Origin of the sequence: Nocardioides sp. LHD-245 (genome assembly GCF_030929495.1) — a bacterium.
Classification (GTDB): domain Bacteria; phylum Actinomycetota; class Actinomycetes; order Propionibacteriales; family Nocardioidaceae; genus Nocardioides.
The window spans coordinates 183,168-208,578 of record NZ_JAVFWN010000003.1 but is presented as its reverse complement, the minus strand read 5'-3'; the positions used below and the strand labels follow the sequence as shown (position 1 = coordinate 208,578).

The 25,411-nt window shown below is 71.6% G+C and carries 25 protein-coding genes; 1 reads left to right on the top strand and 24 read right to left on the bottom strand.

Going from position 1 to position 25,411, the window contains the following annotated elements; genetic code table 11:
- Window positions 1-29: 29 nt before the first annotated feature.
- The 24 genes from RB608_RS06045 to RB608_RS05930 all read right to left on the bottom strand — a co-directional run bounded on the left by RB608_RS06045 (window position 30) and on the right by RB608_RS05930 (window position 24,451).
- Entirely contained in the window at window positions 30-1,049 is a 1,020-nt protein-coding gene (locus RB608_RS06045; protein WP_308086911.1) for an alcohol dehydrogenase catalytic domain-containing protein, read from the bottom strand.
- A gap of 30 nt (window positions 1,050-1,079) precedes the next feature.
- The gene (locus RB608_RS06040; RefSeq protein WP_308086910.1) at window positions 1,080-2,555 is read right to left on the bottom strand and encodes an aldehyde dehydrogenase family protein; all 1,476 of its coding nucleotides are present in this window, start codon (window positions 2,553-2,555) and stop codon (window positions 1,080-1,082) included.
- A 196-nt stretch (window positions 2,556-2,751) separates the two neighbouring features.
- Window positions 2,752-3,432, bottom strand: coding sequence for a GntR family transcriptional regulator (locus tag RB608_RS06035; protein ID WP_308086909.1), 681 nt, complete (start codon window positions 3,430-3,432; stop codon window positions 2,752-2,754).
- Between the two features lie 80 nt (window positions 3,433-3,512).
- Complete coding sequence (locus tag RB608_RS06030) at window positions 3,513-4,481, bottom strand: hypothetical protein (RefSeq protein WP_308086908.1); 969 nt, start codon at window positions 4,479-4,481, stop codon at window positions 3,513-3,515.
- A 4-nt stretch (window positions 4,482-4,485) separates the two neighbouring features.
- Complete coding sequence (locus tag RB608_RS06025) at window positions 4,486-5,463, bottom strand: LLM class flavin-dependent oxidoreductase (protein WP_308086907.1); 978 nt, start codon at window positions 5,461-5,463, stop codon at window positions 4,486-4,488.
- A 45-nt stretch (window positions 5,464-5,508) separates the two neighbouring features.
- Complete coding sequence (locus tag RB608_RS06020) at window positions 5,509-6,648, bottom strand: M20/M25/M40 family metallo-hydrolase (RefSeq protein ID WP_308086906.1); 1,140 nt, start codon at window positions 6,646-6,648, stop codon at window positions 5,509-5,511.
- The gene (locus tag RB608_RS06015; protein WP_308086905.1) at window positions 6,645-7,808 is read right to left on the bottom strand and encodes a CoA transferase; all 1,164 of its coding nucleotides are present in this window, start codon (window positions 7,806-7,808) and stop codon (window positions 6,645-6,647) included. Before RB608_RS06015 ends, RB608_RS06020 begins: the two co-directional genes overlap by 4 nt.
- Window positions 7,805-9,397, bottom strand: a complete 1,593-nt coding sequence (locus tag RB608_RS06010) for a methylmalonyl-CoA mutase family protein (RefSeq protein ID WP_308086904.1) — start codon at window positions 9,395-9,397, stop codon at window positions 7,805-7,807. The genes RB608_RS06015 and RB608_RS06010 overlap by 4 nt, the downstream gene beginning before the upstream one ends.
- Window positions 9,387-9,815 carry a cobalamin-dependent protein gene (locus RB608_RS06005; RefSeq protein WP_308086903.1) on the bottom strand — a complete coding sequence of 143 codons (429 nt, stop codon included), beginning with the start codon at window positions 9,813-9,815 and terminating at the stop codon, window positions 9,387-9,389. Before RB608_RS06005 ends, RB608_RS06010 begins: the two co-directional genes overlap by 11 nt.
- Window positions 9,812-11,020 (bottom strand): M20/M25/M40 family metallo-hydrolase, encoded by a 1,209-nt coding sequence (locus tag RB608_RS06000; RefSeq protein WP_308086902.1) that lies wholly within the window; start codon window positions 11,018-11,020, stop codon window positions 9,812-9,814. The genes RB608_RS06005 and RB608_RS06000 overlap by 4 nt, the downstream gene beginning before the upstream one ends.
- Before the next feature lie 152 nt (window positions 11,021-11,172).
- A complete protein-coding gene (locus RB608_RS05995) occupies window positions 11,173-12,051 on the bottom strand; it encodes a sulfite exporter TauE/SafE family protein (RefSeq protein WP_308086901.1) in 879 nt (292 codons plus the stop codon).
- Window positions 12,048-13,433: an MBL fold metallo-hydrolase gene (locus RB608_RS05990; RefSeq protein ID WP_308086900.1), complete on the bottom strand. Its 1,386-nt coding sequence runs from the start codon at window positions 13,431-13,433 to the stop codon at window positions 12,048-12,050. Before RB608_RS05990 ends, RB608_RS05995 begins: the two co-directional genes overlap by 4 nt.
- On the bottom strand, window positions 13,430-15,730 hold the full coding sequence (locus RB608_RS05985) for a xanthine dehydrogenase family protein molybdopterin-binding subunit (protein ID WP_308086899.1): 2,301 nt from the start codon (window positions 15,728-15,730) through the stop codon (window positions 13,430-13,432). The genes RB608_RS05990 and RB608_RS05985 overlap by 4 nt, the downstream gene beginning before the upstream one ends.
- Window positions 15,727-16,215, bottom strand: a complete 489-nt coding sequence (locus RB608_RS05980; RefSeq protein ID WP_308086898.1) for a 2Fe-2S iron-sulfur cluster-binding protein — start codon at window positions 16,213-16,215, stop codon at window positions 15,727-15,729. The genes RB608_RS05985 and RB608_RS05980 overlap by 4 nt, the downstream gene beginning before the upstream one ends.
- A complete protein-coding gene (locus tag RB608_RS05975; RefSeq protein WP_308086897.1) occupies window positions 16,212-17,084 on the bottom strand; it encodes a xanthine dehydrogenase family protein subunit M in 873 nt (290 codons plus the stop codon). Before RB608_RS05975 ends, RB608_RS05980 begins: the two co-directional genes overlap by 4 nt.
- Window positions 17,084-17,704, bottom strand: a complete 621-nt coding sequence (locus RB608_RS05970) for an SRPBCC family protein (protein ID WP_308086896.1) — start codon at window positions 17,702-17,704, stop codon at window positions 17,084-17,086. Before RB608_RS05970 ends, RB608_RS05975 begins: the two co-directional genes overlap by 1 nt.
- A gap of 12 nt (window positions 17,705-17,716) precedes the next feature.
- A complete protein-coding gene (locus RB608_RS05965; protein WP_308086895.1) occupies window positions 17,717-18,091 on the bottom strand; it encodes a RidA family protein in 375 nt (124 codons plus the stop codon).
- A complete protein-coding gene (locus RB608_RS05960) occupies window positions 18,088-18,912 on the bottom strand; it encodes a sulfurtransferase (protein ID WP_308086894.1) in 825 nt (274 codons plus the stop codon). Before RB608_RS05960 ends, RB608_RS05965 begins: the two co-directional genes overlap by 4 nt.
- Before the next feature lies 1 nt (window position 18,913).
- Window positions 18,914-19,633, bottom strand: a complete 720-nt coding sequence (locus RB608_RS05955; RefSeq protein WP_308086893.1) for an ABC transporter ATP-binding protein — start codon at window positions 19,631-19,633, stop codon at window positions 18,914-18,916.
- The gene (locus RB608_RS05950) at window positions 19,630-20,418 is read right to left on the bottom strand and encodes an ABC transporter ATP-binding protein (RefSeq protein WP_308086892.1); all 789 of its coding nucleotides are present in this window, start codon (window positions 20,416-20,418) and stop codon (window positions 19,630-19,632) included. The genes RB608_RS05955 and RB608_RS05950 overlap by 4 nt, the downstream gene beginning before the upstream one ends.
- Window positions 20,415-21,488, bottom strand: a complete 1,074-nt coding sequence (locus tag RB608_RS05945) for a branched-chain amino acid ABC transporter permease (RefSeq protein ID WP_308086891.1) — start codon at window positions 21,486-21,488, stop codon at window positions 20,415-20,417. The genes RB608_RS05950 and RB608_RS05945 overlap by 4 nt, the downstream gene beginning before the upstream one ends.
- Window positions 21,485-22,366, bottom strand: a complete 882-nt coding sequence (locus RB608_RS05940) for a branched-chain amino acid ABC transporter permease (RefSeq protein ID WP_308086890.1) — start codon at window positions 22,364-22,366, stop codon at window positions 21,485-21,487. Before RB608_RS05940 ends, RB608_RS05945 begins: the two co-directional genes overlap by 4 nt.
- Before the next feature lie 3 nt (window positions 22,367-22,369).
- On the bottom strand, window positions 22,370-23,557 hold the full coding sequence (locus tag RB608_RS05935; RefSeq protein WP_308086889.1) for an ABC transporter substrate-binding protein: 1,188 nt from the start codon (window positions 23,555-23,557) through the stop codon (window positions 22,370-22,372).
- A gap of 102 nt (window positions 23,558-23,659) precedes the next feature.
- On the bottom strand, window positions 23,660-24,451 hold the full coding sequence (locus RB608_RS05930) for an N-acyl homoserine lactonase family protein (RefSeq protein WP_308086888.1): 792 nt from the start codon (window positions 24,449-24,451) through the stop codon (window positions 23,660-23,662).
- 272 nt (window positions 24,452-24,723) lie between these two features.
- Between RB608_RS05930 and RB608_RS05925 the strand changes: the two genes are divergently transcribed.
- Window positions 24,724-25,386, top strand: a complete 663-nt coding sequence (locus RB608_RS05925; protein WP_308086887.1) for a TetR family transcriptional regulator — start codon at window positions 24,724-24,726, stop codon at window positions 25,384-25,386.
- Window positions 25,387-25,411 lie beyond the last annotated feature (25 nt).

The following is a 25,411-nucleotide window of genomic DNA, read 5'->3' as shown; positions in this document are numbered from 1 at the left end:
CCTGGGGGTGTGGGATTCGGGCATCTCTCTCACCAGACGATGACGTTGCGGCCGTTGACCTCGCGCCGGCGCAGGCGATCCAGACCGGTCCCGACCTCGTCGATGCCGTACCTGGTGTCGATCTGGGCGGAGAGCTGGCCCCGGGCGGCCAGGGCGATCGCCGTCTCCAGATCCTGCTTGGCCGCGGCAACCGAGCCCATCACTCGGACCTCCGAGAGGATCAGCTCGACCGGGTTGATCACCAGATCCTCGCCGGTGTAGCCGATGATCACGGCGCTCCCGTGCCGGCCGAGTCCGCGGATCCCCGCCAGCATGCTGGCGCTGGTGCCGACCAGCTCGAAGAAGTGGTCGGCGCCGAGCCCGTCCGTGGCCTCCTTGATGCGCTCGGCCACCGACTCGTAGCCCGCGTCGTCGAGGACGATGACGTCACCGGCCCCCGCCTCCCGGGCGAGCTCCGCCTTGGCCTCCGCGTCGGCGATCGCGATGACCCGGGCACCCGCGGCCCGGGCGACCTGGATCACCATGAGTCCGACGCCGCCGACACCGTCGACGACGACCGTGTCGTCGAGAGCGACCTCCGAGAGGCGCAGCGCGTGCACGGCGGTCATCCCGCTGCAGCTGAGCAGGGCGGCGTCCTCGAAGGTCACGTTGTCCGGCAGCTTGATCAGGTTCGCGGCGGGCACCGGGATCACGTCGCGGAAGGTGCCGTCCTGGGTGAAGCCGATCTGGCCGGCCGGGTCCGCGCACACCTCCTCACGGCCGGTGCGGCACCACAGGCACTGTCCGCAGCCGATGAAGTTGTAGATGGCGACGCGGTCGCCGACCGCGAGCCCCGTGGTCCCCGGGGGCACGTAGCGGACCACGCCCGCGCCCTCGTGACCGAGGATGAACGGGTAGGCGGGCGGCTCGAGCATGCGGTCGAGGATGTGGAGCTCGGTACCGCAGATGCCGGCGGCACGCGCCTCGACGAGGACGAGATCGCTCTCGTCCGGCTCCTGCACCTGCTCGACGTCGAATGACCCGTCGGCGCTCATCACTACGGCTTTCATGGCTGTCCTTTCGCAAGCAAGGGGTGGTGCTCAGTCGAGGTTGACCCAGACCGTCTTGGTCTGGAGGTAGTGGTCCAGGGCCTCCTCGCCGAGCTCCTTGCCGAAGCCGCTCATCTTGAAGCCCCCGAACGGAACGGCGGGGTCGAAGTAGCCGTAGGTGTTGGCGTACACGGTCCCCGCGTGGATCGCGGCGGCGATCCGGTGCACCCGGGCCACGTCGCGCGTCCAGACACCCGAGCAGAGCCCGTACGCCGTGTCGTTGGCCGCGGCGATCGCCTGCTCCTCGGTGGAGAACCTGCCGACCATCGCCACCGGCCCGAAGATCTCCTCCCGCATGATCCGCATGTCGGGGCGGACGTCGGTGAAGACGGTCGGGCGGACGAAGCTGCCGACCTCGGGGACCGCGGAGGCGGGGTCGGAGGCGATGCTCGCGCCCTCCTCCAGACCGGACCTGATGTAGCCGTTGACCCGCGCCTGCTGCTCCGCGCTGACGAGCGGACCCATCGTCGTACGCGGGTCGAGGCCGGAGCCCAGGCGGACCTCACCGACCCGATCGACGAGGCGCTTGGTGAACTCGTCGTAGATGTCGTCGTGGACGTAGACCCGCGCACCGGCGATGCAGCACTGGCCCTGGTTGAAGAAGACCGCGCCGAAGGTGCCCTCGACCGCCGCGTCGAGATCGGCATCCGCGAAGACCAGGCTCGGCGACTTGCCGCCGAGCTCCAGCGACACCTTCTTCATGTTGCCCTTCGCGGCCTCCATGATCTTCTGACCGGTCGAGGTCTCCCCGGTGAAGGTGACCTTGTCGACGTCGCCGTGCGCGGCCAGGGGGGCGCCGGCCGAGGGACCGAGACCGGTGACGATGTTGACCACGCCCGGCGGGAACCCGACCTCGGCGAGGACCTCCGCCAGCCGCAGCGCCGCGAGCGGCGTCTGCTCGGCGGGCTTGAGCACGACGGTGTTGCCCGCGGCCAGGGAGGGCCCCAGCTTGTAGCCGCACATCAGGAGCGGGAAGTTCCACGGGATGATGGCGCCGACGACGCCGACGGGCTCACGACGGGTGTAGACGTGGAAGTTCGCGCCACCCATGGGCGCGATGGTGCGCCCCTCGATCCTGCTCACCGCGCCCGCGTAGTACTTGAACAGCCCGGCCGTGAGCGGTACGTCGACGGCCAGCGACTCCGAGGTGGGCTTGCCGTTGTCGATGGCCTCGAGCTGGGCGAACTCCTCGGCGAGCTCCTCCAGGCGCGCACCGAGCCGCCACAGCAGCTCGCCGCGCTGGGCCGGGGGCAGTGCCGCCCAGCCCGGCAGCGCCGCGCGGGCGGCGGCGACCGCCGCGTCGACGTCCTCGGCGTTGGCCGAGGCGACCGTGGTCAGCAGGCCTCCCGTCGCGGGGTCGTGGACGTCGATGCGTTCGCTTCCACGTGACGCGACGAACTCTCCCCCGATGAAGAGCTGGTGCTCCCGGGACGAGAACGCCTCTACTGACTCGAGCAGTGCAACCATGGCGCATCCTCACATGTAATATCTGAGATCTGACATCCACTTTAGGCGGGCCATGTGATCTGCGTCAACGGCTTGCGGCGACCAGTCCACGTTCGTCCGCGACCCGGCGCCGGGTACGCCGATGCGCTCGCCCACCACCCGGATCACGCGGATCCGCGGCGGCGGGCGAGCGATGCCGGCCGTCGCGAGCGCCGGCTCAGGCCTCCTCGACGCGGAAGCTCCGCAGCTGATCGGTCATCACCGACCGCACATGGGCGCGCATCCGCTTCTCGGCCGCGGCGGCGTCACGCTTGAGGATCGCGGCGCAGATCTTCTCGTGCTCGCTCAGGGAGTGCTCGATCCGCCCGGGGATGCCCACGGTGAGCCGTCCGATCCGCCGCTGGTGCCCGTCGAGATCGTGGATGATGTCGTTGATCCACTTGTTGTCGGACCCCGAGTAGATCAGGCGGTCGAAGTTCTCGAAGAGCTCGATGACCCGCTCGAGCCGGTCCTCCTCCACCGCTTGGCGAGTCTCCTCGACGTTGCGCTGCAGGTCGGCCCGCAGCTGGTCGTCGTCGGCCTCGGCCGCCCGCGCGGCGCAGCGCCCCTCGAGCAGCTCGCGCACCTCGTACATCTCACGGAGATCACGCCTGCTGTAGCCGGCGACCACCGCGCCGCGGTAGGGGATCAGGTCGACGAAGCGGTCCTTCTGCAGACGGACGAAGGCCTCGCGCACGGGGGTCTTGCTGACCCCCAGGGAGGTCGAGATGTCGACCTCGCGCAGAGCCGCGCCGATGGCGAAGTCCCCGCCGATGATCGCGTTGCGCAGGTGCTCGTACACCCGGTCCTTGAGCTGGAGGTGGCGCAGCTCCCCACCTATGCGTTCCGTCGTGCTCATCGTCGGCACCTCCTCGAGACTCCTCGTGATCCGGACCGGCCACGGCGGCCGTTACGATCTCACATTGGAGATACAATATTCTACTTGTCGGTCACGAGGATTCCGTCGACCATCACGGGACGGCCGTCGAGCTCCAGGGTGGCCCGCTGCATCACGCAGTCCAGGTGGGCCGGCGCGTCCACGGTCCCGCCGTAGGCGATCGAGTTGCCGAGTGCGACGTGCGCGCTCCCCAGCGTCGACTCGGTCTCCATCGGCACGCCGCAGACCCGGCCGTTGGGGTTCAGGCCGAGGGAGACCTCGGCCAGGTTCTCCATCCGGCCGTCCGCGCACCGCTCGATCATCGAGGTCAGCCGCTCCCCCTCGGCGCCCTCGACCCGGCGGAGCGCGCCGTCCGCGAAGTGCAGCGCCACCGGCTCGTCGACCGGACCGCGCCCCATGAACAGGAAGTCACCGTCGACCACCACGACACCCGTCGAGCTGCCCTCCACCGGCGCCGTGCCCGACTCGACGTCCGGTGGGCACATGTAGGCGCCCGGCTCGCGGGCGATGCCGTACAACGCGCGTCCGCCCCGGCCCCGCACCGAGCCGCTCAGGTCGGTGCCCGCGGGGGTGGTCAACCGGTAGGTGTCGGCCGACGCCCACGCCTCGGCCAGCCGCTCGGTGACCGAGCGGAGCTCGTCGAAGTCCACGTCGAGGGGACCCCCCAGACGGAAGGTGTCGGCCACGACGCCGGGCATGCACAGGTAGCGGGTGCCGCCCGCCGTCGCCTGCTGGCGGGCCCGGCTGGACCCGATGAACGTCGAGGTCAGCTCGATGGCCGCCGAGGCGCCGTCGAGGAGCCGCGCCACGGCGTCCGGAGGCTCGCTCCCCGGCACGGCGTAGCGAGGCATCCGGGTCACCACCGCGACGCAGCCGCGGTGGTCGAGGCCCCCCACCAGCGCCTCGACCACGACGGGGTCGGTCTCCTCGTCCACGAGGAGCACCACCTCCTCGCTTCCCCGGACGCCCAGGCACTGGTCGAGGACGGTCGCGAGGGTCCGGTCGGGCACCGGGTCAGGAGACACGGGTCGCCCCCGTGACCTGGTCGAAGACCTCCTTGAAGTTGCGCATGGTCGCGAACCGGTCCTCCCCCAGCGGGAAGACCGTGATGCAGTCGATGCCGAGATCGAGCATGTTCTCGACGTGGGCACGGGCGCGGTCCGCGCCGCCGGCGAGAGCCATCCGGTGCACGAACTCGTCGGGCAGCAGACGCGCGGCCTCCTCGGCCTCCTGGAACTCGCCGCCGACGTACATCGCGCGGACCTTGTCGATCAGCTCCCGCGACAGGCCGGCCATCTCGCAGTAGCCCGGGGCGGTCTGCGGGAACCACGCGGCGATGGTCCGGCCGGCGGCCAGGGCCGCCTCCTCGTCCTCGTCGACGGCGCCGTAGGCGAACACCGTGATCTTCGGTCGCTGCGACCGGCCGGCCGCGGCGACGCCCCGGTCGATGTGCTCGAGCGCCCACTGCAATCCCTCCGGATGCAGGCCCGCCAGCAGGATGACCCCGTCGGCCACCCGTCCCGCGAGCTCCAGGGTCTTGGGACCGCTGCAGGAGACGTAGATCGGGATCTCACGGTCGGAGGCGACGCGCATGTGGGCGTCGTCGAGGCTGAACCCCGCCCCCTCGAGGGTCACGTGCTCGCCGGTCCAGAGCTGACGGATCGCGTCGATGGACGACTCCAGGCGCGCGAGCGTCGCCGGCTTGGACCCCAGTGCCAGGAGCGGCCGGTCGCCGGCGCCGATCCCCAGCGAGAAGCGACCTTCGCTGATCTCGTCGATGGTCGCGGCGGCCGTGGCCGTCACCGCGGGGTGGCGGGTCACCGGGTTGGTCACCGCGGTGCCCAGCCGCAGGGTGGAGCTGTGCCGCGAGGCGAGCGCCAGGTAGGCGTACACATTGCGCGCGTGCAGGGAGGAGTCGGTCAGCCAGAGCTCGTCGAACCCGGTCCGTTCGATCTCCTCGACCGCGTCCTCGAACTCCCGAGGCGGGTCCACCGGCTGAAGAGCGACACCACTGAGCATTGTTCCGTCCTTTCGAGGTCAAGCTGACCGTTCGGTGATGGTACGAGCGAGCGCGTGCAGGCCGAGCCGGATCGCGTCGGGGTCGATCCACTCGTCCTCGGTGTGGGTGCCGTCGCCGTAGGTGATCCCGAGGGTCACGGCCGGGATCCCGGCCGCGTAGGCGATATTGGCGTCGGTGCTGGCAGCGGTCAGCCGCGCGGTGATGCCGACCTCGGCCAGGGCACCCACCGCCGTGCGCACCAGAGGATCGTTCGGGTCGATGCGACCGGCAGGCCGGTGCCCCAGGGGCGTGACCTCGACGTCGATCCCCTCGGGTGCCTGGCCGACGATCTCGTCGACGGCGGTGTCCAGCTCGGCGAGCGCGGCAGGGTCCTCCGCGCGGAGATCGACGTCGAAGCTCGCCTGGATGGCGCGGGAGTTGATGGACTCGCCGCCCCGCAGCAGTCCGACATTGCGCGACGTTCGGACACCGGACGGCTCCGGCAGCTGCGCGACGGCATGCACCATCGCGGCAGCGACGTGCACCGCACTCGGCGCGTCGGCGTCCTCCCAGGCGTGACCACCTCGGCCGGTGATCCGCACGCGCTTGCGCACCGACCCGACCCCCACGACGTTCACCCGGCCGAGGTAGTTGCCCTCGAGCGCGATGAAGGCCTCGACCGGCCCTGGTGGGTCCCGCAGGGCGGCGCGCGCACCGGCCAGGTCGCCCAGTCCCTCCTCGCCCACCGTCGCCAGGACCCACACCGGCGCCGCGGTCCGGGACGGCAGGAGCACGTCGAGGACCGACAGGGCGGCGACGGCGACGGTGTCGTCCCCACATCCTGGTCCCACGACCCGGCCCGCGTCGTGACGCAGCCCGTGGCGCACCTCGCGGCTGAAGACGGTGTCGAGGTGGGCGGCCACGACCACCGCGCCCCGCCCCGGCTCGGTCCCCTCGCGCAGACGGGCCCAGAGGTTGCCGACCGGTTGCCGCTCGACGTCGAGTCCGTCGGCGCGCCACCACTCGGCGACGCGCGCGGATCGGTCGCGCTCCTCGAGCGGTGGCGCGGGGACCAGGGCGAGCTCGAAGGTGCGCTCCAGGACCCGGGTCGCCTCCGTGGCGCAGCGGGACCCGAGCGCGCCCGGGTCGGCGTCGACCCCCCGCTCGGTGCCGCTCATCGAGCACCCGGTCGGGAGCGCAGCTCGGCGAGGATCTCCTCGGTGTGCTCGCCCAGCCGCGGCCACCGCCCCGCGCTCGGGAGCGGCCCGTCGATCTGGAGCGGGACGCCCAGGACGGGCGTCATCGCCGGCGCTCCCGGATCGGCCCGGACCAGCCCGAGGTGGCGCACCTGGGCCGAGTCGAGGACCTGGGCGAGATCGCGAACCTCGGCCGCGGGGACCTTCGCCGCGCCGAGCAGGCCGAGCCAGTGCGCCCGGTCGCAGCGCCCCAGACGGGCTTCGAGCTCGTCGGTCAGGACGGAGCGGTGGCGGACCCGTGCCGCGTTGTCGACGAAGCGCGGGTCCTCCGCGAGCTCCGGAGCTCCCAGTACCTCGCACAGCCGCCGCCACAGGGCCTCGCTCCCCGCGCCGGCGATGACGAGATGGCCGTCCCGGGCGCGGAAGGCACCGTAGGGCGCGAAGGTCGGCGAATGGCTGCCGATCCGGCCCGGCACCTCGCCGTCGACGAAGTACGACGGCGCCACGCTGGTGAAGGTCGCCACCGCGAACTCGAGCAGCGACGCGGCGACGTGCGCTCCCCGGCCGGTGCGGTTGCGCCCGTAGAGCGCCGCCACGACGCCGAGGGCGCAGGAGACGGCGCTGCCGATGTCGAGTGCCGGCACGCCCACCTTGACCGGGCCGCTGTCGGGCTCTCCGGTCACGCTCATCACCCCTCCCTCGGCCTGGAGGATGAGGTCGAAGCCGCCGCGCTCGGCGTCCGGGCCGCTCTGGCCGTAGCCGGAGATCGAGCCGTAGACGACGTGGGGGAAACGTGCCGCGACGCCTGCCGCGTCGAGGCCGAGCTTGACCAACGCCCCGGGCCTGCCGTTCTCCAAGAACACGTCGGCGGTCTCCAGGAGCGCGTCCAGCTGTGCCCGGCCCTCGGCGGCGGCGAGGTCGAGGAGGATCGACCGCTTGCCGCAGTTGAGCGCACCGAAGAGCGCGCTCTCGCCCTCCACGAAAGCCGTGCCCTGCTGGCGATAGGGGTCGCCCGTCTCCGCGGCCTCCACCTTGATGACGTCCGCCCCGAGCGACGCCAACAGCCTCCCGGCGTAGGCGCCGGACACGAACCGGGTCAGGTCCACCACCCGGATGCCGGCCAGCGGCAGGTCGCCGCTCACCACGGCTGTGGCTCCCGATAGACGCCGAAGACCTCGCGCATCGTGTCGGCGATCTCGCCGAGCGTGGCGCCCACCCGGCCGGCCTGCATGATGTGGGGCATGCTGTTGGTCCCGTCGACCAGCGCCGTTCGCAGGGTCGCCAGCGCGGCGGCGACCGCTGCTCCGTCGCGGCCGGCGAGCCGAGCGGCGAGTCGCTCCCGCTGGCGCGCGGCGCTCGCCGCGTCGACCTCGAACAGCGGCGGCGCGACGCCGTCGTCGTCGACGTACTTGTTGACGCCGACCTTGACCCGTTCGCCCGAGCGGACCTCCTGCTCGTAGCGGTACGCCGACTCCGCCACCCACCGCTGGGGCACCCCCTGGGCGAGCAGCTCGACGAGGCCCCCGCCCTCCTCGACCCGGCGGACGAGCTCCCAGGCCCGCGCCTCGATCTCGTCGGTGAGGTGCTCCACGAAGTAGGAGCCCGCGAGGGGATCGATGACCTTCGCCACCCCGGACTCGTGGGCGATGATCTGCTGGGTCCGCAGCGCCAGGCGCACCGACTCCTCGGTGGGGATCTCCAGCGCCTCGTCGTAGCCCATGACGTGGATGGACTGCGCGCCGCCGAGCACCGCGGCGAGGCACTGCAGCGTGGAGCGGACGACGTTGTTGAGGGGCTGCTGCGCCGTCAGCGTCGCGCCCGAGCAGCCGGAGAAGAAGCGGAGCCGGGCGGAGGTCTCCTTCTGCGCCCCGAACCTCTCCAGGGCCAGGCTGCTCCACATCCGGCGCGCCGCGCGGACCTTCGACGCCTCCTCGAACAGGTCGAGCTGACTGGAGAAGTGGAACGAGAGCCGTGGCGCGAACGCGTCGAACTCCAGGCCGCGGGCGAGGAACGCCTCCGTGTAGGCGATCGCCGAGGCCATCGTGAGGCCGATCTCCTGGATCGCGTCGCATCCCGCCTCACGCGCGTGGTAGCCCGTGATCGAGATGCCGTTGAACCGCGGCAGGTGCTCCGAGCAGTACTCCACGACGTCCGCCACCAGGCGGATGGAGTGGTCCGGCGGGAAGATGAACGTCTTGCGCGCCAGGAACTCCTTGAGGATGTCGTTCTGGAGGGTGCCGGCGACCTGCGCCATGTCGGCACCCTGCCGCTCGGCGGCCACCAGGTAGAACGCCAGGATGATCGGGGCGGTCCCGTTGATGGTGAAGTTCACCGACAGCTGGTCGATCGGCAGGCCGGCGAAGACGGCCTCCATGTCCTCGACCGAGTCGATCGCCACGCCGACGCGACCCACCTCGGAGAGGACCAGTTCGTCGTCGGAGTCGTAGCCGAGCTGGGTCGGCAGGTCGAACGCGACCGAGAGCGCCGTCTGCCCCTGGTCGAGCAGGTAGCGGAAGCGCGCGTTGGTGTCGTCCGCCGAGCCGTAGCCGGCGTACTGGCGCATGCTCCACAGCCGCTCGCGGTACATCGTCCGGTAGGGCCCGCGGGTGAACGGCGGCTCCCCCGGACGGCCGAGGCGACCCGCCAGGTCCGCGGCGACGGAGGCCGCGTCGTAGACCGGGTCGAGCGGGATGCCCGAGTCGGTCACCACGGCCCGGGGCTCACTGCTCATCGGACACCTCCTCCTCGGCGGCGATCGCGAAGATGCGCGCGACCAGGTCGTCGAGCGGCGTCCCGACCGGGAAGACGTCGCGGACACCGAGGTCCCGCAGGCGGGTGACGTCGGCGGGCGGGATGGTGCCGCCGACCACCAGCGGTACGTCGCCGAGGTCCTCGCCCGCACAGGCGGCGAGGACCTGGCGGGCCGCATCGACATGGACGCCGGAGAGTACGGAGAGTCCGATCACGTCGGCGTCCTCCGCGGCCGCCGCACGGGCGATCTGGGCCGCCGTCTGCTGGAGCCCGAGATAGACGACCTCGGCGCCGGCGTCCCGCAGCGCCATGCCGACCACCTTGACCCCCCGGTCGTGCCCGTCGAGCCCCGGCTTGGCCAGCACCACGCGGGGGCGCGGGCGCACCCCTGTGCTCACGCCGATTCCCGGGGAGTGAGCGCGCGGACGGCGAACTCGGTGTAGACGCGGGTGGCCTCCACGATGTCGGCGACGGAGAGGTGCTCGTCGGGGCAGTAGACCGGCTCCCCGCCGGGGCCGAAGATGACGGTCGGGACCTTGTCGCCGAAGCTCGCCGTGTCACCCAGCCACCCGGCCGCCTGCAGCGGGGGCTCGGCACCCCCACGCACCGAGCGCACCGAGTCACGCATCAGCTCGACGACCTCGTCGCCCGGCTCGGCGAGATAGCCCTTCTTGACGTCGACGAGCTCGACCTCGGCGCGGAAGCGACTGTCGCGCGTGCGCGCGGCGGCCAGGCAGTGCTCGATCTCGGCCCGGACCTCCTCGACCGTCACCCCCGGCTGCGGCCGGCAGTCCACCCGGATCACGCACTCGTCGGGGATCATCGACGGACCGCCCGGCGGCAGTCCGCCGTAGACGCGTCCGGGAGCCATGTAGGTCTCGGCTCCGAACAGGTCGACCACCCAGTCCTCGAGTGCCGGCGTCAGGCGCGACTGGTCGAGCTCGATGATCGCGTGCGCGGCCAGCAGGTTCGCGTTGACCGCGAGCGGCTTGTGGCAGGTGTGCGCCGAGCGGCCCTGCACCGTGATGTCGAAGTAGTAGCGGCCCCGGTGACCGAGGAAGATCTCGTTGCCCGACAGCTCGCCGAGGACGGCGAGGTCCGCCGCGTACTCGTCGAAGTAGCGGATCGAGCCGAGCTGGTCGCCCATGTGGTCGGACACCGCGGCCATGGCGACCGTGCCGGCCAGGTCGACGCCGGAGTCACGCAGCGCCTCCATGGCCACGATCTGGCACACCAGTGCTGCCTTCATGTCCATGATCCCGTGCCCGTAGATGGCTCCGTCGATCAGCTCACCGGAGAACGGCGAGGTCTTCTCCCATCCGATGGACACGGGCTTGGTGTCCATGTGGCCGGTGAACACGATCCGCTTGCCCGTGCCGAAGCCGAGCTCGCCGACCGCGTTCGGCCGCTCGCCGACGACGTCCTGCAGGCCGACGCCCTCGAACCCGGAGTTCTTCATGTAGTCCGCGAGGAAGCTCGCCAGCGGACCCTCGTCGCCGAGGATGCTCGGGATCCGGCACACCTCCTGCACGAGCTCGTTCAGGCGGTGGTAGTCGATCGCCTCGACAGCCTTCTGGGCCGCGGCATCGATCAGGTCGGTCATGGATGGGTCCCTTCTACCCGGGCGAGGTGCACATATCTCGCGCTTGAGATCTGATATTCAATGTAGCGGTACCCGCGACAGCGCGCCAGCCCCCGGGGGCAACTGCCGGGACGAGGACGAGAAGAGCGGCGGGCCGGGCGCCCTACGACGGCTCAGCCCGGCGTACGGCGCCCGGCCCGGGGCGAGCGCGCCGAGGAGGCCGAGCGGGACCGGGGCCACCACCGCCGCCGGCACGCGACCGCGCAGCCGGCGACCGCGAGCACCACGGTCCCCGGCCCCAGCCACGCCGTCGGGGCGGCCTCCTGGAGAAGCACGAAGCTGCCGACGACCAGCACGAACCACCCGAAGCTGCGCCGCAGCCGGGTCTCGGACGTGCGGCCGGCGAGTCGGCTGCCGACGACGCTGCCCGCGACGGCGGCGACGGTGACTCCGGCCGCCAGGCCCCACGGGACGGACACCTGGGTGACGTAGCCGGCGAATCCCGCGCTCGACTTCATCACGATCACGACCAGCGACGTGCCGACTGCCGCCGACATCGGGATGCCGCCGCGCAGGACGAGGGCGGGCACGACGAGGAAGCCGCCCCCGGCACCGACCAGGCCCGTGACGGCCCCGACCACGACGCCGTCGACGAGCGCTCCCACCACCTGGGGTTCCTCGGTCGCCTCGATCTCGCGGGCATCGCGCAGCATCGCCAGGGCGGTGGCCAGCATCATCAGCGCGAAGCCGACGAGCAGCAGGTGACCGGGCACGCGCGCGCCGAGAATCCCCCCGCCGAGGGCACCGACGGTCCCGCCCGCTCCGAACAGCAGCCCGGTGCGCCAGCGGATCCGCCGGGCCCGCGCGTGGGACAGCGCGCCGACCGCCGACGTGACCCCGACGACCAGCAGGGAGGTGGCGATCGCCTGCTTCGGCTCGAGGCCGGCGACGTAGACCAGCAACGGGACCGTGAGGATCGACCCGCCGCCGCCCAGGGCGCCGAGAGCCACCCCCACCAGGAGCGCCAGCGCGAGGACGACCGCGAGCGTCACCCGCTCGCGACCGTGACGGGAAGACCGGCCGCGCCGGCCGCGGCGAAGTGGTCGTCGACCGCGACGACGCGGCGCCCGGCCGTGAGCAGGAAGGAGGCGGCGATCGACGCCCGGTAGCCGCTCTGGCAGTGGACCCAGACCTCGTCGTTCGGCACCTCGCCGATCCGGGACCTCAGCTCGTGGAGCGGGATGTTGCTCGCCCCGACGACGTGCCCGGCCGCGAACTCGTCGGCGCGTCGTACGTCGAGCACGGGGACGTCGCGAACCGCCGCCTCCGCGGCGAGCGCTGCGAAGTCGGCCTGATCGAAGCGGGCCGGCTCATGCTCGCTCCACTGCCGTGGCTCGCCGGTGGCAGCGCCCGAGGGTCGGTCGATGCCGATGCGGACCAGCTCCCGCTGGGCGTGCGCCAGGTCGTCGGGCGTGGCCGCGAGCAGCGTGAGCGGGGTGTTCCAGTCGATGAGCCAGCCCAGGTTGGTCGCGAACGCGCCGTCGGTGCCGAAGTTGTAGCTGCCCGGCACGTGTCCTCCGGCGAACTGCGAGCGATGCCTCAGGTCGACCACCCACTCCCCCGCCTCGATCCGGCGGCGGATCTCGTCGGCGCCCACCGCCCGCGGCGGGCTGAGGTCCGCCGCCGCGGGACCGGCGGTGTTGAGCGGCGCGATGTGCGCGTAGTAGTCGGGCCACGGCCCCAGACCTGCCAGCAGGTCGCGGACGTAGTCGACCTCGTCCTGGAGGAGGACGGCGTTGCTCGCGCGCTCCTCGCCGATCGTCGACCGGGAGGCGCGCGACTGCGACGCCGCGCAGAAGGACCCGAACCCGTGCGTCGGATACAGCGCCGCACCGTCGGGGAGCAGGGCGCCGAGGCGCCGCGCCGAGGCGTGCTGGAGGCGCGCGAGGCGATCGGTGTGCTCGGCGCCGAGGAGGTCGGGGCGACCGGTCGAGCCGTAGAGCAGGGAGCCGCCGGAGAAGACGGCCATGCCCATCGCCCCGTCACCGTCGCGCAGGACGTAGGAGAGGTGGTGGAAGGTGTGTCCGGGAGTGGCCACCGCCTCGACGCGGATCCGGTCGCCCACGGCGAGCACCTCCCCGTCCTCGACCGGATGCCGGCGGAACGCCACCTCGTCCCGGGCGCTGACGACGTAGTCGGCTCCGGTGGCCCGGGACAGCGCCAGGCCGCCGGTCACGTAGTCGTTGTGGACGTGGGTCTCCAGGACGTGGGTCAGCGTCAGGCGCTCGCGGTCGAGCATCTCGAGGACCCGGTCGATGTCCCGCTGCGGGTCGACCACGAAGGCCGCGGAGCCGTCGTGGACGACGTAGCTGCGATCGCCCAGGCTCGGGGTGTCGAGCGGTACGACGTGCAGGCCCTCCGCGACGTCGCTCACGACCTCGTCCCCTCGTCGATGCACGACCGCACCCGCTCGGCGAGCATCGGCAGCGTCGTCGGCCGAGCCCCGACGGCGTCCTCGACGGCACTCGCGAGGGTGGCCGCGCAGGGCCCGATCGGCGGCTCGCCGATGCCGCGTGCGTTGAACGGACCGACCCCCTCGCCGGACTCCAGGACGACCGCCTCGATCTCCGGGCAGTCGGCTGCGGTCGGGATCGCGTACTGGTAGAACGCCCCGGTCAGGTTGACCCCCTCGTCGTAGACGATGCGCTCGGACAGCGCGTAGCCGATCCCCTGGACCACCGCTCCCTCGATCTGGCCGCGCACGCTGGCCGGGTTGATGGCGCGGCCCACGTCGTGGGCGGCGACATAGCGCAGCGGGCGGACCTCCCCGGTGCGGGTGTCGACCTCGACGTAGGCGGCATGCGCGCCGAAGGTGAAGTCGGGGACGATCCGCTCGGCGTCGACCCGCTGGGCGACCGGCGGAGCCGTCGGGGCGAAATAGGTCTCCATCGCGTTGATCGCGACGCCGTTGGCCAGGCACATCATGACGACCTCGGCGAGGGGGACCACCCCGTCGGGCGTGATGACGCCACCCTCCGCCAGCGTCAGCGCCGCGGTCGCGTGGCCCGAGCCCCGGCCCACGCCCTCGACCAGCTGGGCGCGCAGCGCCCGGGCGGCGGCGAGCACGGCATTGCCGGACATGTAGAGCTGACGGGTGGCGGTCGTCCGTCCGGCGAGCGGGGTGCGGGCGGAGTCGCCGAAGTGGACGGTCACCTTCTCCATCGGGACGTGGAGGACCTCCGCCGCGATCTGCGCCAGCGATGACACCTGACCGCCACCGACATCGGGGACGCCGCAGCGCACCACCACGTCGCCGTTGCGCTCGCAGCCGACCCAGGCGGAGGCGGAGTCGTTCATCCAGGCCACCCGGCCGTAGGGCTGGACGTTGCAGGCCAGGCCGAGACCCACCCGGTGGTCGGGCGACGACGGCTCAGGACGGGGGCCGATCCGCTCGAGCACGGCGTCGATGCACTGCGGCAGCCACACCGCCGTCTCAATCCGCTGGCCGGCCGGGATCCGGTCGCCGGCGGTGAAGGCGTTCCGTTTGCGGATCTCCACCCGGTCCTGGCCGGTGGCGTCGGCGACCTTGTCGATCTGGGCCTCGTAGCCCAACACGGGCTGCATGCCGCCGAAGCCGCGGAAGGCCGAACCGGGGGTGTTGTTGGTGTAGGCCGCGCGGGAGCGGACGCGGACGTTGTCACACCGATAGGGACCTGCCGCGTTGAGCGTGATGTAGAGCAGCACGAATCCGCTCAGCAACGGGTAGGCGCCCGCGTCGGAGACCACCTCGATGTCGTGGGCCAGCAGCTGTCCGTCCGCCGTCGCGGCGGTGCGGTAGGACATCCGGACCGGGTGTCGCTTGGCCCGCGCGGTCAGCGACTCCTGGCGCGTCCAGGTCATCTTGACCGGCCGGCCCGTGCGCTGGACCGCGAGCGCGATGTACGGCTCGACGGTCATGTCCTCCTTGCCGCCGAAGCCGCCGCCCAGGTACGGCGACTGCACCCTCACCTTGGAGTCGGAGAGCCCGACCACGTGGGCGATCCGGCGGTAGTGCTCGATCTCCTGGGTCGAGACGCGGATGTTGATCACCCCCTCGTCGTCGAGCCAGCCGACACCCGTCTCGGGCTCGAGGTAGGCGTGGTCGACGACCTGCGCCTCGTAGCGTCCTTCGACCACGACATCGGCGTCGGCGAAGGCGGCGTCGACGTCGCCTCGGTCGATCTCCCACTGGCTGAGCAGATTGCCGCCCTCGTGCACCTCCGGTCCGTCCGGCTCGAGCGCGCGCTCGGGATCGGAGACCACCGGCAGCAGGTCGTACTCCACCTCGACGGCTGCCTCGCCGGCGGCCAGGGCACGCGGGTTCGCGGCGACCACGAGGGCGACCGGCTCTCCGTGGTAGCGGACCCGGTCGGTCGCCAGCACCCACGACGGGGGCAGCGGGCGGCCCTTGATGCCGGCGGTGTTGGTGGGGATCTCGTTGTTCGGCACGTCCTCACCGAAGAGGACGGCGACGACGCCGGGGATCGCCAGGGCGGCACTCGCGTCCTTGGCGACGATCCGGGCCGACGGGACGGGCGAGCGGACCAGCCGGGCGTGGAGCTGGCCGGCGACGTCGAAGTCGCCGGCGTAGCGGGTGCGACCGAGCAGCTTCTCCCGCGCGTCGTTGCGCAGGACCGACGTGTTGACCACCCGGGTCGGGCGTCGTACCTGATCGCGGACCGTCTCCGTCATCGGGTCGCCCCCTCCTCGGCCGCGCGGACCACGGCATCGACGATGGCTTGGTAGCCCGTACAGCGGCACAGGTTGCCGTGCAGGTGCTCACGCACCGTGGCGGGCGTGACCTCCTCGCCCGAGCGCAGCAGCTCCACGGCCGACATCAGCATCCCCTGGGTGCAGAACCCGCACTGGGCGGCACCGCTCTCCCAGAAGCAGGCCTGCAGTGGGCTCAGCTCGTCGCCGTCGGACAGCGAGACGCTGGTCTCCACTTCACTGCCGGCGACCTGGACCGCGAGGGTCGTGCAGCCGGTCGCGGCGCGACCGTCGACGAGGACGGTGCACGTGCCACAGGTCCCCTCGTTGCAGCCCTCCTTGACCTCGTAGGCGTGCGCCTGCTCGCGCAGCCACCGCAGCAATGTGGTGTCGGCCGGTGCGTACCCGGTGACCTCCGCGCCGTTCAGGGTGATCGTCGTCTCCACGCTTCCCATCGCCTCGGTCACGGCCGGCCCTTCCTCACATCGGCGCACGCGTCGCGCACGGCTCGCTCCACCATCACCTCGATCAACCGGCCGCGGTCCGCGCCGGCGCAATAGGGGTCGTCGGCCACCGTGAGCTCGGCGGCCAGACCGGCGACCGAGCGGACGGCCGATGCCACGCCCTGCCCGGTCAGACTCCGCTCCAGCTCGCCCAGGCGGATCGGCCGGTCGGCCGCTCCGGTCACCGCGATCGCCACCTCGCCGATCCGTTCGCCTTCCAACCGGACGCCCACGGCGGCGGAGGCCAGTGCGAAGTCGCCGGCACGCCGGGAGTACTCCTGGAAGCCCCATCCGTGCCCGGGGCGCAGCGGCACCCGGATGGCGGTCACCAGCTCTCCCGGTGCCAGGTCTGTCTGGTAGTAGCCCTGCGAGAACGGACCCGCTGCCCGCAGCTCGGCACCGGTCGCACTCTCGATCCGGTAGTCCGCCTCGAGCGCGTGGCAGCTCACCGGCAGCTCGGCCGCGGCGTCCCCATGGGCCACCGAGCCACCGATGGTGCCGCGGTTGCGGATCCGCTGGCTCCCGATGTGACGGGCGGCGTGGGCCAGCAGGGGAGCATGCTCGGCCACGAGCGGGTCGCTGGTGAGCTCCGCGTGGGTGACCGCGGCGCCGATGACCAGGTGCTCGCCCTCGACCGTGATCGTCCGCAGGCCCGGAACGGCCGAGACGTCGACGAGGAAGGCCGGCGCCGCGAGACCGAGGTTCATCATGGGCACCAGGCTCTGGCCCCCCGAGATCGGACGCGCGTCCTCGCCACCCTCGGCGAGCAGGACGAGTGCCTCGGGCACGCTGCGCGCCCGCTCGTAGGCCATCGTGGTGAGCACGTCGGACATCAGCGGCTCCCGATCGTGCGCAGGCGCCGGCCGAGCAGCACACCGACCACCACCGCCGCCAGCGCCACCGCCCCACCGGCAAGCGCCCGGGTCGGCACCAGCGACGCGTCGAGCAGGTTGATCGGTTCGGCCGGCGCGGGCGTGGCCGCCTCCGTACCGGGTGCGTCCACGGCCTCGGGCAGGTCGATCCTGGTCGCGAGGCAGTCGGCGAACTGGCCCATCAGCTTGGCGCTGACCTCCTTGATCGGCCCCTGGCCCAGCTGGGCGACCCGGCCGGTGAGCGCGAGCTCGGTCGACAGGCTCACCTCCGAGCCCCCCGGGACCTCGGCCAGCGCGGCCTTGATCGTCGCCGTGACCGCGCCGCCACCGCGACCGTCGCGTCCGCCCGCCCGGATCGTGGCGATCCGGTTGACGTCGTCCTTGACCACGAAGGCGGCCTCGCCCGCGTAGTTCATGCTCATCGGCCCGATGCGGAGCGCCACGCGACCGCTGAGTACGTCGTCCGCGACGGACTCCACCGTGGCCCCCGGCAGGCACGGGGCGACCCGGGCAAGGTCGGTGAGGAACTCCCAGGCCCGCTCCGGGCTGGCGGGGACGGTGAACCGGTTGTCGATGCGCACGCTTGCTCCTGACTAGTCCTGGTCGCGGGTCACGGCGATCGCCTGGACCTCGAGGCGCCATGCCGGGTCGAGGAGGCCGGAGACCTCCACCACGGTGCTCGTCGGCCGGTGGTCCCCGAAGAACCGACCGCGCACGGACGAGACCGCGGGCCCGTCGGCGATGTCGCGCAGGAAGGTCGTGATGGACACGACGTCGGTCATCGCGAGGCCTTCGTCGGCCAGACAGGCCGCGAGGTTGGAGAACACCTGCTCGGCCTGCCCGGCGACGTCGTCGCGGTGCTCGCCGTCGCCGTCGACCGGCACCTGGCCCGAGACGAAGCACAGTCCGGCCACGGTGATCGTCTGCGCGTAGGCACCGAGCGGCGCCGGTCCACGGGTCGTGCTCATGCGTGCTCCTCCACGGGGTTCTCCTCGTGGCGCGACCACTCCGACCACGAGCCGTCGTACAGCGACAGGTTGTCGTAGCCGGCCTCACGCAGCGCCACGAGTACGGCGGCCGCCGAGACGCCGCCGCCGCAGTAGAGGAGGGTCGGTCCGTCGCGGTCGACCCCGGCGGCCGCGGCCAGTGCGGCCACCTCCTCGCCCCGTCTGAACCGGCCGTCGTCCCCCACCAGGGTCGGTGCGGGGAGCCGAGTGGCGCCGGGGATCCGCCCCGCCGACGCCGAGAAGGTCTCGTCCATGCGGCAGTCGACCAGACGCACGCCGTCGCGGTCCAGCAGCGAGCGGACCTCGGCCATCGAGCGGCGCAGTCCGCCTGTGGGCCGGACGGCGAAGCGCGCGGGCTCCGGGACGGCGCTCGTCTCGTCGGTCACCCGCAACCCGGCCCGCTCCCACGCGGGCAGGCCACCGTCGAGGACGGCGACCCGCTCGTGGCCGTGGTGCAGCAGCGCCCAGGCCAGGCGCGAGGCGGTGAAGAGCGTGTTGTCGTCGTAGGCGACGACCAGGGTGTCGTCACCGATGCCCAGCCGCGACATCGCCGCCGCGAACTCCTCCGCCTCGGGCAGCATTCCCTCGACACCGTCGACGGTCGTGCCCCAGTCGGCGAGCCAGTCGGCATGGACCGCGCCCGGGATGTGCCCCGCCGCCCACAGGTCCCGGCCGCGGGGGCCGTCGGCCAGGGACGCCCGGGTGTCGACGACACGGATGTCACGGAGGTCGGGCCGGTCGAGCAGCGCCGCCAGCGCGGTCGGGTCGAGATAGAGGTCCACGTCATGCTCCCAGGTAGATCGCTCGGACACGTGCGGAGTCGGCCAGGTCGCCGGCGACGCCGTCCTCGACGACGTGGCCGGTCTCGAGGATGTAGGCGTGATCGGCGAGCTCCAGCGCCAGATGGGCGTTCTGCTCGGAGAGGAGGATCGTGAAGCCCTGGTCACGCAGCGCGACCAGCGCCTCGTAGATCCGGTTGACCAGCACCGGGCTCAGGCCCATCGAGGGCTCGTCGAGGACCAGCATCTCGGGACGCGCCATCATCGCCCGCCCCATGGCCAGCATCTGCTGCTGACCGCCGGACAGCAGTCCCGCGCGGCTGTCGCTGCGCTCGCTCAGCTCGGGGAACAGGTCATAGACCTCCCCCAGTGTCGTGGTGTCGCGCCAGCCGCCGCTGCGACGGACCGCACCCATCCGGAGGTTCTCCAGCACGGTGAGGTCGGCGAAGACCCGCCGGCCCTCGGGCACCAGCGCGATGCCGCGCCTGGCCACGGCGTGCGGCGGTATCCCGCTCAGCGAGTGCCCGTCGAAGGTGACCTGCCGGGCCCGGCTGGACTGGAGCCCCAGGACGCCGCGGATGGTCGTCGTCTTTCCGGCGCCGTTGTTGCCGACCAGGCAGGTGACCTGGCCGGGCAGGGCACGGAAGTCCACCCCGTGCACGACCTCGACCCGGCCGTACCGCACCGTGAGGCCCTCGACGACCAGTCCCTCGCCGCCGCTCATCGCGTGAGCTCCTCGGTGGTGGTCGGGCCGGGCCCCAGGTAGGCCTCGATCACCCGGCTGTCCTGCTGCACCTGCGCCGGCGTGCCCTCGGTGAGCACCTGGCCCTGATCGAGGACCACGACGTGCTCGGAGATGCTCATCACGAGCTTCATGTTGTGCTCGATGAGGAGAACGCCGATGCCGTCCGCCGCCATGCCCGCGATCGTCCGCGCCAGAGGCAGCGCGCTCGCCGGAGGCAGGCCGGCCGCCGGCTCGTCGAGCACCACCACCTCCGGCTCCATGGCCAGTACGCGCACCATCTCGACCAGCTTGGCCTCGCCGAACGGCAGCGACTCCACCAGTGAGTCGGCCCGTCCCCCGAGCCCGAACCTGTCCAGCAGCGCCCACGCCGCCTCGTCGGCCGCCCGCTCGTCGCGACGGGCCCGAGGGCCGCGGACGAGGTCGGCCAGATGGCCTCCGCGCTGACGCGAGTAGGCGCCCATCGCGACGTTCTGCAGCACCGTCATCCCGGTGAACACCTCGAGGTTCTGGAAGGTCCGGCCCAGCCGGCGCGACGCCCGGGTCATCGCACGCCCCGGCGGCAAGGTCGTGCCGTCGACGGCGACCGTGCCCGCGTCCTGGGTGACGAACCCGGAGATCACGTTGGCGAGGGTGCTCTTGCCCGCGCCGTTGGGACCGATCACCGCGGTGATCGAGCCGGCGGGAGCGCTCAGGGTGACGTCACGGAGGACCTGCAGGCCGCCATAGGCCTTGCTGACGCCACTGATCTCCAGGCCGGTGCTCATCGCCGCAGCTCCTCGGTCATCGCCGGGGTACCGACGTCCGTCCTCGTCGTTCCAGCCGGCGCCGACGAGTCGCCGAGCGACTCCCCGCTGCGCTGGGCACGCTCACGCCGGTCCTCCCAGCGGGCCGCCAGCTCGCCGGCGACACCGCGCGGGAACAACTGCACCGCGACCAGGAAGATCACGCCCATGATCAGCGGCTCGTAGTCGGCGTAGTCGGCCGCGAACACCTCGATGCCGGTGAGCAGCAGGGCACCGAGGATCGGCCCGACCATCCGGCCGGCGCCGGAGACCACCAGCGCGACGACCAGCAGCACCGCCGTCATGAAGTCGAACGTCGACGGGCTGATGAAGCGCGCGTCGAACGCCTCGAGGGCACCCGCGACGCCGGCGTAGAAGCCGCTCAGGCCGAAGGCCAGCAGACGCAGCCGGAAGGGGCTGGCACCGACGGCCAGGGCGGCCGGTTCCGAGGCGCCGTAGGCCCGCAGCGCCCGCCCGGTCCGGGACACCAGGAGGTTGTGCGCCACCACGGCGCCCAGGGCCGCCAGGACCGCGACCAGGGCGTATCTCATGATCGGCTCGGTGAACTCCAGCCCGCCGATCGAGAAGGGCGGGATGCCGACCAGCCCGTTGGGGCCGCCGGTCAGCTCGACCATCCGCCCGAACAGGAGGAAGAGCACGAACCCGGCACCGAGGGTCGCCATCGTGAAGTAGATCTCCTTGAGCCGCATCGACAGCACGCCCACCAGCAGCGCGACCAGCGTGACGACCACCGGCGCCACGACGAGCGCCGCGAGTGGTGGCAGGTCATAGCGCACGGCGGAGATCCCCGCGGCGTACGCACCGAGACCGAAGAAGCCCGCCTGCGCCAGGGAGGTCATCCCGGCCACGCCCTGGATCAGGTTCAGGCCGGTGAGCAGGATCAGGAAGATCGCCATCCGGGTCCAGATGTGCAGGGAGTAGTCCGTCGCGGAGATCAGCGGCAACACCACCAGCAGCCCGATCGTGATCCACAGCTCCCAGGCCTTGCGTCGGCGCCGGACCACACCGGCCGCGTCGCGACGGCCCCTCATGTCCGCACCGCCCGCGCCGTGCCGAACATGCCGGTGGGCCGCAGCGTGAGGATCGCCAGCAGCACGACGAAGGCGACCACGTCGGCGTACGCCGCAGCGCCGTAGCCCGACATGACGGCCTCGGCGATCCCCAGCAGCAGGCCTCCGGCCAGGGCGCCCCGCGGGTTGCCGAGCCCGCCGAGCATCGCGGCGGCGAAGCCCTTGAGCCCGAGCAGGGTGCCCGAGTCGAACGACATGACCGTCAGCGGTGCCAGCCCGGCGCCGGCCAGGGCCCCCAACGCAGCGGCGATGACGAACGCCCAGCGCGCGGTGGTCCGGTAGGAGACACCGAAGGTCTGGAGCGTCTCCGAGTCACCGGCTGCCGCCCGCAGGGTCGTGCCCAGCTTGGTGCACTGGAAGAACAGGGTGAGCGCCGCAACCGCCGCGACCGCGAGGAGCAGGTTCAGCACCGTCTGCCGACTCGTCGAGGCGCCCAGCACCTGCAGCGAGTCCGTTCCGAGGACCGACGGCAGGGCGTAGGTGTCGCGGTCGGAGATCAGCATCGCCGAGCCCTTGACGATCACGGCGATCGCGATGGTCGCGATGGTGATGCTCGCGGGGGTGCGCAACCGTCCGAAGCCGAGCAGGCCGAACTCGGTGAGCACACCGAGCAGGACCGTCACGGCGACCGCGGCCACGATGGCGACCAGGACGGGCACGTCCCAGGCCTCGTAGAGCATCGCCGCGCTCAGACCGCCGACCATGACGTACTCGCCCTGGACGAAGTTGATCGCCCCCGTGGCGTTGAAGATCACGCCGAAGCCGACCGCGACGAGTGCGTAGATCGCGCCGACGCTGAGCCCGGACAAGATGACCTGGATGAGCAGACCGGTGTCCATGGATCACTCCACGGGAAGGAAGCGGGAGCCGTCCCACTGGATCACGGCGACGTCGTCCACCGTGAGACCGCTGTGGTCGTCGGCGGTGAACTTGAAGGCGCCGGTCACGCCCACATGGGTGCCCAGGCCCTCGATGGCGTCGGCGATCTTCTCCCCGTCCGTGTCTCCGCCGGTGGCGCGCAGGGCTGCGACGGCGACCATCATCGCGTCATAGGCCTGGCCCGCGTAGACGTTGGGCTGCTCGCCGCCGTACTCCTCGGCGTAGGCGGTGGCGAAGTCCTCCATGACCGGCTGCTGCGGGTCGCTCGCGTCGATCTGGTCCCAGACGGGCAGCTTCGGCGAGACCAGGATCGTGCCCGTCGACGCCGCCCCGGCCTGCTCCATGTACCGGTCGTCCACGAACCCGAAGCCGTGCATCACCATCACGTCCCGCTCGCCGATCACGCTGCGGATGTTCTTGAGGAAGGTCACCCCCGCGGGGGTGATCGTCCAGGCCAGGTAGGCCTGTGGGTCGTTGCCGGCCAACCGCTTCACCTGCGGGGTGAGGTCGTTGGCGGCCGGGTCGAACGCAGCTGTGAAGACCTTGATCCCCGCCTCGGGGGCGAGCCGCTCGAGCTCCTCCTGCGCCGACTGCCCGAAGCTCGACGTGTCCGGCATGAAGGCGACCCGCGTGATGCCGTTGGCCTTCCAGAAGGCGATCAGCCGCTCCACCATGACGGTGTCGTTGAAGGTGGTCTTGAACGTCAACGGATGCGCTTCGGCAGCGGGCTCGACGATCTGGCGGGCGCCCTCGGTCGCGATGAACGCGACACCGCGGCCGCTGGTGATCGGGTCCATCGCCAAGGCGATGCCCGATGAGCCGCCACCGCCGACGACCAGCTCGACGCCGTCGCTGTCGAGCATCCGGTTGGTCTGCTGCACAGCCGTGGAGGTGTCTCCCGCGGGGTCGTAGAACACCCAGTCGATCTTCTTGCCGTCGATGCCGCCGTCGGCGTTGACCTGCTTGACGGCCAGCTCGGCGCCCTTGCGCATCTTGTCGCCGAGGTTGGCTCCCGCTCCCGAGACCGAGAAGAGGGTGCCGATCTTGATCGTGTCGTCGCTGTCGGTGTCGGAGCCCGAGCTGCCGAGGCCGCAGGCGGACAGGGCCAAGAGGACCGAGCAGGTCAGGAGCGTGGAGATCTTCTTCCGCATGTGTCTCCTCCGTGGAGTCGTCGCGCACATCACGTGAGTTCGGGTCGCCGGGTTCGGGCGGGGTGACGGATCGGGAGAGGGGTGGGCGAGGGAATGGGTGGGTCAGTCGGGCAGGGTTCCGATCTGGCCGAGGTCGAAGGCCTCGGTCATGTGCAGCGGCAGCACGTTGTCGCCGCCCAGCTCCTTGAGGCGCACCATCTGGTCGTACGCCTGGAAGAGGTCGGTGTGGCCTCCGGGGGGGATGACCTGGAAGTGCTCGGCCTCCTCCTCGGAGGGGTAGAAGTTCTCCTTGAGCACGCACATGCCGGCGATCACGTAGGTGCCCTCCGACGTCTTGACCACCGCGGACTGCCCCCCGTGGGTGTGGCCCGGAGTGAGCAGGAGGTCGAAGCCGTCGGCGATCTGGTAGTCGCCGTCGAGCTGGGTCAGCCCCATGTCCTCGACCCGCTGGTAGTGCTCGGCCGGGGCGAACGACGTCGCGAACATCTCGTGCGAGGGCGTGCGCTGCCACTCCTCCCGCTGCACCAGGATCTCGCTGTTGCCGAAGGGCTCCATCGTCATGCAGTGGTCCCAGTCGAGGTGGGTCAGGATCGTGACGTCGATGTCCGAGGGCTTCATGCCGCGCTCGCGCAGGTGCGACTCGATGGGCTTGACGTCGACGACGTCGGCGAAGACCTGGCCGACGTGCACCAGCTCGCGGTCGACCGGACGGATGTGCTGGTTGTAGTCGTCGGCGCTGCACCCGACGTCGACGAGAGCGGCGAACCCCTGTCCCCGCACCAGCCAGGCGACGTACGGGATGTCGATGGGCACGCCGGCGTTGTGCATGTAGGTGAACCGGCTCTTCTCGCGGTGCGGGCCGTAGGCCACGACCAGCGGCTCGATGGTGAACAAGGGACGATCCTCCTCCGGCGCCGATCCGGCGCCTCCTGGGCCTGTGCCGGACCCGGGGTCCGAGCCCGAGCCTTAACTGAACGCTGATACAGCTAGTGGGTGACGGCCGTCGATTCGGCCTGTTTTCCTGCTGTGAGTCGGGACACTAGCCGAGAATTGAGGTGCTGGGAAGTACTAACTAGACGATCAAATAGTTAGGAAGAACCGAGCATCGTGCGCGGTTGTGCCGTACTCTGCGGGGGAACACGACCGGAACCCAGGGACGGAGGCCGATGAACGAGCAGGTGGACACGGCGCCGGCCGGAAAGCGGGCCGGACGGGTCCGCGACGCGGATCGATCACGGGCGGCGATCCTCGACGCGGCCGAGCGGCTCTTCGCCGACCTCGGCTTCCAGGGCGCCTCGCTGGCCGCGATCGCGGATCGTGCGCACGTCTCCGTCGGACTGCCCGGCTACTTCTTCGGCTCCAAGGAGGAGCTGCACGACGCCGTGCTGCAGCGTGTGTTCGATCGGCGCAACGAGGCACTGGACGAGGTGGCGACCCAGGCCGAGCAGGTCCTGGATCAAGCCCCCGAGGCCGGCGAGGAGGCGCTGCGTCTGCTCATCCGCGGTTACGTCGACTTCCTTCTCGCCAACCCGACCTTCGTCTGGTTGTTGACCCGCGACGCCCTGGAGCACGCGGGTCGGCGCGAGGAGCTCCCCCGCCACGACCAGCGCTTCGCCGACCGGATGGTCGCGGTGATGACCCGGGCAGGGGTCGCCGAGGCGACCCTCGCCCCCGACCAGCTCTTCCTGAGCCTCATCGGCATGTGCTATTTCCCCCTCGAGCACGACGCCACGATCGTCGCCGGCATGGGCCAGCGGGGATGGACCCGAGCGTTCCAGAACCGGCGCGTGGACCACATCGTGCGGCTGCTCCTGCACCAGATCCCGTAGTAGCGAGGACCGACCGCCGGCTCGG